Origin of the sequence: Arthrobacter sp. 4R501 (assembly GCF_002929755.1) — a bacterium.
Lineage (GTDB): Bacteria > Actinomycetota > Actinomycetes > Actinomycetales > Micrococcaceae > Arthrobacter.
The window spans coordinates 1-8,109 of record NZ_PJIW01000037.1; the positions used below are offsets into that span (position 1 = coordinate 1).

7 protein-coding genes are annotated in these 8,109 nt (G+C 63.9%); 6 read left to right on the top strand and 1 reads right to left on the bottom strand.

All coding sequences use genetic code 11. The features are described from left to right. From CXR02_RS21630 to CXR02_RS22525, 5 genes are all read left to right on the top strand, one after another. Positions 1 to 717: SDR family oxidoreductase (locus CXR02_RS21630; protein WP_104063868.1), on the top strand; the 717-nt coding region annotated here is incomplete at its 5' end. Further along, on the top strand, positions 714 to 1,703 hold the full coding sequence (locus CXR02_RS21635; RefSeq protein ID WP_104063869.1) for an NAD-dependent epimerase/dehydratase family protein: 990 nt from the start codon (positions 714 to 716) through the stop codon (positions 1,701 to 1,703). The genes CXR02_RS21630 and CXR02_RS21635, both read left to right, overlap by 4 nt. A gap of 319 nt (positions 1,704 to 2,022) precedes the next feature. Continuing rightward, entirely contained in the window at positions 2,023 to 3,597 is a 1,575-nt protein-coding gene (locus CXR02_RS21640) for an AMP-binding protein (protein ID WP_104063870.1), read from the top strand. Between the two features lie 278 nt (positions 3,598 to 3,875). After that, complete coding sequence (locus CXR02_RS21645) at positions 3,876 to 5,078, top strand: acetyl-CoA C-acyltransferase (protein ID WP_104063871.1); 1,203 nt, start codon at positions 3,876 to 3,878, stop codon at positions 5,076 to 5,078. Beyond that, on the top strand, positions 5,075 to 5,233 hold the full coding sequence (locus CXR02_RS22525) for a hypothetical protein (protein WP_181037332.1): 159 nt from the start codon (positions 5,075 to 5,077) through the stop codon (positions 5,231 to 5,233). The genes CXR02_RS21645 and CXR02_RS22525 overlap by 4 nt, the downstream gene beginning before the upstream one ends. 514 nt (positions 5,234 to 5,747) lie before the next feature. On the opposite strand, the gene CXR02_RS21650 is transcribed toward CXR02_RS22525, so the two are convergent. Further along, the gene (locus tag CXR02_RS21650) at positions 5,748 to 6,419 is read right to left on the bottom strand and encodes a TetR/AcrR family transcriptional regulator (protein ID WP_104063872.1); all 672 of its coding nucleotides are present in this window, start codon (positions 6,417 to 6,419) and stop codon (positions 5,748 to 5,750) included. A gap of 128 nt (positions 6,420 to 6,547) precedes the next feature. Here CXR02_RS21650 and CXR02_RS21655 point away from each other — a divergent pair. Continuing rightward, a partial coding sequence (locus CXR02_RS21655; protein WP_219816478.1) for an APC family permease occupies positions 6,548 to 8,109 on the top strand: 1,562 nt, incomplete at its 3' end.

The window sequence follows — 8,109 nt, forward strand, 5'->3', positions numbered from 1 at the left end:
CTCGAGCTGGCCGAGCGAGCTACCGCAGCAATCGGCGCGGGTGCGATCGCGGTGGCCTGCGACCTCAGCGACCGAAGCTCGGTAGCGGAACTCTCGGACCGAATTGAGCACGAATGGGGCGGCCGCCTCGACGTCGTCGTCTTCAACGCCGGGGTAATCATCCCAGGAGACGCCGCAGACACGTCGACCCCCGATCTCGAGTTCCAGCTGGAGATCATGCTCCTCAGCGTCCTCGCGCTGGCAAATGTCACGGCGCGAGTCTTCCGGGCCAGGAATCAGGGGCACATCCTCGCCACCGTGTCGATGGGAGGCATCCTGGCCATGCCGGGATCAGCCGCCTACGCGGCAGCGAAGGCGGGGCTGCGGGCGTACCTGGCTTCCCTCAAAGCGGAACTGCGCGGCACCGCGGTCGCAGTGAGCGGGATTTATCCCAGCGCCGTCGACACGCCGATGCTGTACCACGAAGCCACCCACGACGGAAGCCTGCTGAACTTCGTCGGCAGGGTAAGCCATATCGACGAGGTTGTGAATATGTTCGACCTGGCACTCAGAAGCAAGCGTCTCGAGAATTACCTCCCCTACAGCGACAGCATCCTGTCGCGCTTCCTGCAGTGCTTTCCCTGGATCCTTCCGCGCATTCTCGGGCCTTTGGAGTCGATGGGACGGCGTGGACAAAGTAAGTACCTGGCAACCAAACGGATCGGAGCAAGCGCATGAAATGCCTCGTCACGGGTGCGACAGGTTTTGTTGGCGCCAATCTTGTCCGCGAACTGCTCGATGCTGGCCACGAGGTGACAGCGACCGGATCGCCAGGGTCGGCAACCCGATGGATCCAGGATCTGCCCCTCACCATCGATCTCAGTGACCTCACGGCAGCCGGAGAGGCAGAACGCTTAGTCGCCGGACAGGAATGGGTCTTCCACGTCGCCGGGGACACCTCGACCTGGAGCCAGTTTGCCGCCCGGCGCCGAAAGGTCAACATCACCATGGCGGGGAATCTCGCGAAGGCGAGTCTGGCTGCCGGCGTGCGGCGCTTCATTCACACCAGCACGCTGGACGTCCATGGCTTCGACCCCAGCGGGGCTGCTCTTCCCGAAGGACCGGGACCCTCCTCGCTCACCGGCATGGGCTACGACTACGCCGATACCAAGGTCGCGGGCGAGCAAGCCGTGCGGGCCTACCTTGCTGAGGGCCTCGACGTCGTGGTCGTCTATCCCGGATTCATGATCGGCCCGTTCGACCATACGTTGCAATTAGGACGCATCATCCGGGACATGCAACAAGGCAAACACACCTTCTCCTTCCCCGGTGCGTCGTCGTTCTGCGACGTGCGGTCAGTCGCTTCCGGCATGGTCGCAGCGGCCACCAAGGGAACAGCCGGAGCGGGCTACAACCTCAGCGGGCACAATCTCACGTACGCAGCCGTGTTCGAGCGCATGGCAGAGATTGTCGGCGCGAAGCGTCGACCGATCGCGCTGCCGAGACGGGCCCTGATCGCCTACGGACACGCCGCCAACCTGGGTGCACGGTTCACACATCGGGCACCCGACATGGACCCGGGCCTCGCACGCTACCTTTCGTCGCCCCAGGCATCTGACTGGACCAAAGCCAAGAACGAACTCGACTATGCCCCGGGAAATCTGGACACAGCCATCATCGACGCGGCGAAGTGGTACGACGTCAATATCCCTGCGACAGCGTGAGTCGGACCACACGCAATGTAACGCAAGTACTTACACAGCTCTACTAGGCGAAGGAGCCACTTTGCACCTGGCTGCCGGCAGACCGGCAGCCAGGTGCACTCATTCCGTGCCCTCTTCGGTTCGGATCATGCGCTTCTCCTGGTCTCCGACACTTGCTGTGAGTGTGATCCCCGACATCTACGAGCGCTTATTTGAACCCTGGGTACTCCGCGGCGGAAGCGAAGATGACTTCAGCCCATCAGCTCATATGCAGCGCACCTGCCCATGCTGCCCGCTAACCATTCCATCAACTAATGCTGACTGATCGAAGGAGATCACCATGTACCGCAGCCCCTATCCTGACCAGGTCATTCCGAACACATCCGTCTTCGAATTCCTTTTCGGTACCCTGAGCGACGAGGACGCTGCCCGCACTGCCATCGTCGATGGCACAACTGGAGCGGAAACAACGTTTGGCGAACTCGCGGAAGGCAGCATCCTGCTGGCGGGGGCACTTGCCGCCCGCGGAGTTGGGGTGGGTTCCGTGGTTGCGCTGCATTGCCCGAACGTGCCGGAATTCGCTACGACCTTTCACGGAATCTTGCGTTCCGGAGCGACCGCGACCACAGTGAACGCGCTGTACACGGCGGAGGAGATCACCGTGCAATTGCGGGACTCCGGCGCGCGGACTCTCGTGACCATGAGGTCCATCTACGAGCAGGCCAAGGTCGCAGCGGACGCGGTCGGGTTGATGGCCGAGGCCGTCATCGTGCTGGACGGAATGGATGGACACCCGAGTCTTGCCGATCTGCTCGGCCAGGGCGCGCCTGCGCCCGATCTCGTGTTCGACCCGGCTACCCACGTCGCTGTGCTGCCGTATTCCTCTGGAACGACGGGAATACCGAAGGGCGTGCAGCTCAGCCACTCGAACCTGGTCGCGAACGTTTGCCAGGTCCGTGCGGCCGTCGATGTCGAAGCCACCGACCGTGTGCTTGCGCTTCTTCCGTTCTCGCACATCTACGGGATGACCGTGCTGCTCAATATTGCGTTGGAACGGCGCGCAACGCTGGTCACGATGCCGCGATTCGATCTGCCCGAGTTCCTGCGCATCACTCAGGATCACTCGTGCACCTACCTGTTCATCGCGCCGCCCCTCGCGGTCGCACTGGCGAAGCACCCGCTCATCGACCAATACGATCTGACGAGCGTTCGCGCCATCCTCTCCGGCGCCGCCCCGATCGACGCGGCGCTCATGGCGGCCGTCGAGAACCGATTGAACACACGGATGCGTCAGGGCTATGGCATGAGTGAGGCCAGTCCTGTCACCCACGTGCTGCCCGCGGACGGTGATCACCTCTCCCTCGGATCGGTGGGAGTGCCGGTCGCGAATCTCGAAGCGAAGCTGATGTCGGTGGAAACCGGCGAGGAGATCGTGCAGCCTGTCGGCGGGCACAGCGCTCCGGGCGAGCTGTGGGTGCGCGGGCCCAATGTCATGCTCGGCTATCTTGGGCGAGAAGATGCAACGCGCGAGACGATTGACGAGGATGGCTTCCTGCATACCGGCGATATCGCGACCGTCGGGGAACACGGTGAGTTCTATATCGTCGACCGCCTCAAGGAGCTGATCAAGTACAAAGGGCACCAGGTCGCACCGGCCGAGCTTGAGGCGTTGCTGCTGACTCATCCCGAGATCCTCGATGCGGCCGTCGTCGGGTCACGGGATGACGACGGGCAAGAGATTCCCAAGGCTTTCGTCGTTCGACGCGATGGTTGCTCCATCGACGAATACGCCGTGATGTCATTCGTGGCATCGCACGTCGCGCCTCACAAGAAAGTCCGCGCCGTGGCCTTCATCGACGCCGTACCAAAGTCCGCCGCCGGCAAAATCCTTCGGAAGAACTTGAGGGGACGCTGAACGACGGGCCAAAACTACATTGCCCCGTTGGTGAACAACGTTCGCCAACGGGGCGTCATCCCGTGCTGCACTAGGCGGACGAGCCCGCCCGGTGCAGCACGAGAACCGTCCCCTCCATTGCCTCCAACACGAGGAATCTGCTCGGCGGCAACGGCATCCTGCTCGCCAACCGCGTCGCCCGGGCACCTGGCCGACATTGAGGCGATCCAGCCGGCATCTCGGGCAGCGGTCCATCACCCCTTCATGGTTTTACTGCTTCCGCCTCGAAAGGCAACCCCATGAGCTCAGATAACAGAGTCCCCGTCATTCTCGGCGGGGCACGCACCCCCTTCGGCCGGTTCCGCGGCGGCCTTGCCCCGCTGTCCGCCAGCGACCTCGGCGCCCACGCCATCCGCGCGGCCCTGGAGCGCGCCGGCGTCGCCGCCGAGCAGATCGAAGCCGTCATCGTCGGGCAGGTCATCCAGGCGGGCGCGGGCCAGGGCCCCGCCCGGCAGGCCAGCCTGGCCGCCGGCATCGGCTGGGACGTGCCCACTGTGACGGTGAACAAGCTCTGCCTCTCCGGCCTGACCGCCGTCATCGATTCCGCCCGGATGATCCGCTCGGGTGAGGCTGACTTCGTCGTGGCCGCCGGGCAAGAGTCCATGACCAATGCTCCGCACCTCGCCAAAGGACTGCGGGCCGGAATCACCATCGGGGACACTACTCTGGTCGACTCGCTCAATCATGACGGGCTGCAGGATCCGTTCAGCGGTGAGTTGATGGGCGCCGCCACCGACGCCGGAAACGCCGCCCGCGGCATCAGCCGCGAGGACCAGGACGAACTGGCCGCCCGTTCTCACCGGCGCGCCGACGCCGCACGCGCAGCCGGCATCTTCGATGCCGAAATCACCCCCGTCGACGTCCCGCAGCGAAAAGGTCCCGCGCTGACACTGGACGCCGATGAGGCCATCCGCCCGGAAACCACGGCGGAGGCACTCTCCACGCTCAAACCCGCCTTCTCCACCAGGTCTGACGCGACCGTCACGGCCGGCTCGTCATCCCCGCTCTCGGACGGTGCGTGCGCCCTGATCATCGCCAGCAAGGCTGCGGCCGAAGCGGCCGGGCTGGCATGGATCGCCGAGATCGGAGCGCACGGCCAGACCGCTGGCCCCGACGGTTCCCTGCATTCCCAGCCCTCGCGCGCCATCGAGGCGGCACTCAAGCGCGAAGGCTTGGTTGTCGATGATCTGGACCTGATTGAAATCAACGAGGCCTTCGCCTCCGTGGTCATCCAATCTGCCAAGGACCTGGGCATCGGAACCGACCGCATCAACGCCGACGGCGGCGCCATCGCCTTGGGCCATCCGGTCGGTGCCTCCGGCGCACGGCTCGTGCTCCACCAGGCCCTGGCCTTACAGCGCCAGGGCGGCGGCACTGGAGTTGTTGCCCTTTGCGGTGGCGGTGGCCAAGGCGACGCCCTGATTCTCCGGAGCGCCAAATGAACGCGGCGGACTTCGCGGCATGGGGCGGCCTGTTCCCGGTGAGAACTCACCCACGCCGAGCTAAGGGAAATCCCTCTGCCGGGGCCGGCATCTTCGCCCTGATCGCGATCGTGAACAGCAACGACCGGAAGCCCGCCACGTTCAGCCCCGGGTAGCTGCTGGAACTGTGCACCCTGCTGGAAAGAGTTAGGCAGCGGGCGGCGTCCGGGGAGCTCGCCGGCGTCGGCGTCACCGGCCCGGCACCGCTCTTTCGTCGCTGGCGCGGACCTCACCGCCATGAAGGGGCTCGATGATCCGGCATCCGCCCGCGCGATGGCCCGGCTGGGCCCTCAACCCTGAGTTTGGCGCTCTCCTACGCCGCCACCCTCGGAGTGGCCGCGCCGATGTTCCTTGGCCAGACAGTCGTATTCACCCTCTACTGGTTATAGCCGGGCCCCTGAGCTTTCTGGCGTGGGCCGACCGCATCATCACGCGTCGGCGCAGGCGGTGGGAACTGCAAAACCACGCCGATCCAATCACATCCCGGTTCAGCGTGTCTGGTCCGCTGTGCTTGGGAATGGCTCGTATGGTCAAGGCATGCCACGGGGCCGACCGGCGGATCGGCCGGAAGATGTTTACCCCCTTGAGGGTCAAACGCCGATCGACGGCCTCCCTAAGGAGCGATACGACCTAACTCCCCGACTCTCGCCGTATTGGGCTGTTTATGAAGCCACTCACCCCGGGGTCAAGCGGCGCGTCGGCGGCGGCTGTGGAGAGCAGGTGCGATAAGAGGACGAATACGTCATCGGGGTTCCAGCCGTCCGGATCTGCCAGCCATGCGATGGACATGCCGTCGAAGACGACCGAGCACAGTTGTGCGACGACCTCTGGTCCTCCGGGTAGATCGGCCCCGGACGCTCTGATCCAGTTGTCGGTGATCCGCTTTGCGGTTTCGCGGTACAGCGCGTACTGCCGGCGTGCAAGGTCCCGCATCGCCGGAGTCCTGATCGAGAGGCTCGTGAGCTCGTAGAGCGCCAGCTGCGCTCCTGGATCGTCGTCCTCCACGACGCGCCACGCGGCTCGAAGTGAATCGAGGAGCGTCGTGCCATTGCTTGCTGCGGCGGCCTGTTCCATCGCGGCGCTGAGCTTGTCGAGCACATCGATGATCACGGCTTCCATCAGGTCGTCCTTGCCGGCAAACCAGTAGTGTACAGCCCCCAAGGGAAGACCGGCTTCGTCGGCGATCCTGCGGGTAGTGGCCGATGCAACACCGTCCCGGGCAAGGACGCGCAGCGCTGCGTCGATCAGTTCGGTGCGCCTTCCGTCCGAGGAGCGCTCCCGAGATTTCGCGTTTACAGTCATGTTTCCATCATGCCACGATCATAAATCAACCGAACTGGACACTTGAACTGGTCATGTGACTCAGGTATCTTTTATACACGTCCAGCGGTCATCGGGCGGCAGTCTCAACGAGAGAAAGTGTCCAGCCAATGACAAATAAAGCAGCGCGAATGAAGAGGCGAAACAGTGATGGGACGATCCGTCGTCGCCTCCTCTCCACCCGTCAGGTCGTGTTCCTGGTGGTAGCCGCGGCAGCGCCGATGGCCGCCATGATCGGCAACGTGCCATTGGCGCTCCTGCGCGGTAACGGCATCGGGTTGCCGGCAACGTTCATCGCTGCCGCCGTAGTGCTCTTGTGCTTTGCCGTCGGCTACGCAGCGATGAGCAAGCGGGTCGTCAACTCCGGTGCGTTCTATACCTATATCGCACGGGCGCTCGGTAAACCGACGGGCATCGCCAGCGCATACGTGGCGGTTGTCGGTTACGCGGCCCTCGCGATCGGGCTTGCCGCGTCGTTCGGCTATTTCACCATGCTGGTGCTCCAGAGCGAAGGCGTTGATCTTCCCTGGTACGTCTACTCGGCCGTGGCGGTCACAATCGTGGCCTTCCTCGGCTATCGCAGTGCGGATGTCTCCGCCAACATACTCGGCGTTCTGATGATCGCGGAGTTTCTGGTGCTGATCGTGTTTGACCTGCTCGTCGTCGGGGACAAAGGCGCGGCGGCGTTCCCGCTGCAATCATTTGAACCCGCGCAAATGCTGTCCGGCTCGGTCGGGATCGCCGTAATGTTTGCGTTCACAAGCTTCGTGGGATTCGAGTCGGCGGCTCTCTATGGCGAAGAGACCGACAATCCCTCACGCACGATTCCCCGTGCCCTTTACATTTCCGTCGGCACCATTGCCGTCTTCTACGTCATCACAGCCTGGATCATCATCGGTGCCGCCGGCGGCACAACTGCCCCAGCGTTGGCACAGACTGAGCTCGGTGATTTCGTCTTCACGCTCGCCACTCAATTCGGTGGCGAGACGTTGTTCAGCGCGACAGCCGTGCTGCTGTGCACCAGTCTCCTGGCTTCTTTTGTCGCACTTCACAACGCCGCGAGCCGCTACCTGTTCGCCCTTGGCCGCGAGGGCGTTCTGCCCGAATCTCTGGGCAAGTACCACCCGACACACCTCAGCCCGCACATCGGCAGCGCGGTCATGACCGTGCTGACGGTGATCGTCCTGGTCGTCCTGGGCCTCTTCGGCGCCGACCCCTATGTCGTGATCGCCGTGAGCCTCGTGGGCCTCGGGACACTCGGCATCATTCTCGTCCAGGCACTCACGGCACTCTCCGTGCTGGTCTTCTTCTGGAACCGTAAAGACCGTTCCCTGTGGCGCTCCGTCATCGCGCCCATCATCGGCTTCGCCGGTCTCGGTTCAGCCTTCGTCCTCGCGGCTCTCAACTACGACATTCTCATCGGATCGACAGACTCGTTCATGAATATGGTGCCGGTCCTTCTCCTCGTCGCCGCAGCGATCGGGGCTGCAGTGACGGTGCGGCTCAAGCGCCGCAAGCCCGCCGCCTACGCAGCTCTCGCATCCTCCCAGTTGCGCAAACGCACCCAGGTAGCGTCGGACAGTGCTCCGGTGGTGTACACGCGCCGTTATTGCCTGGTCGGGGGCGGGCCGTCGTCGATGGTCATGGCGCGGGCGCTTATCAAGGAGGGTGT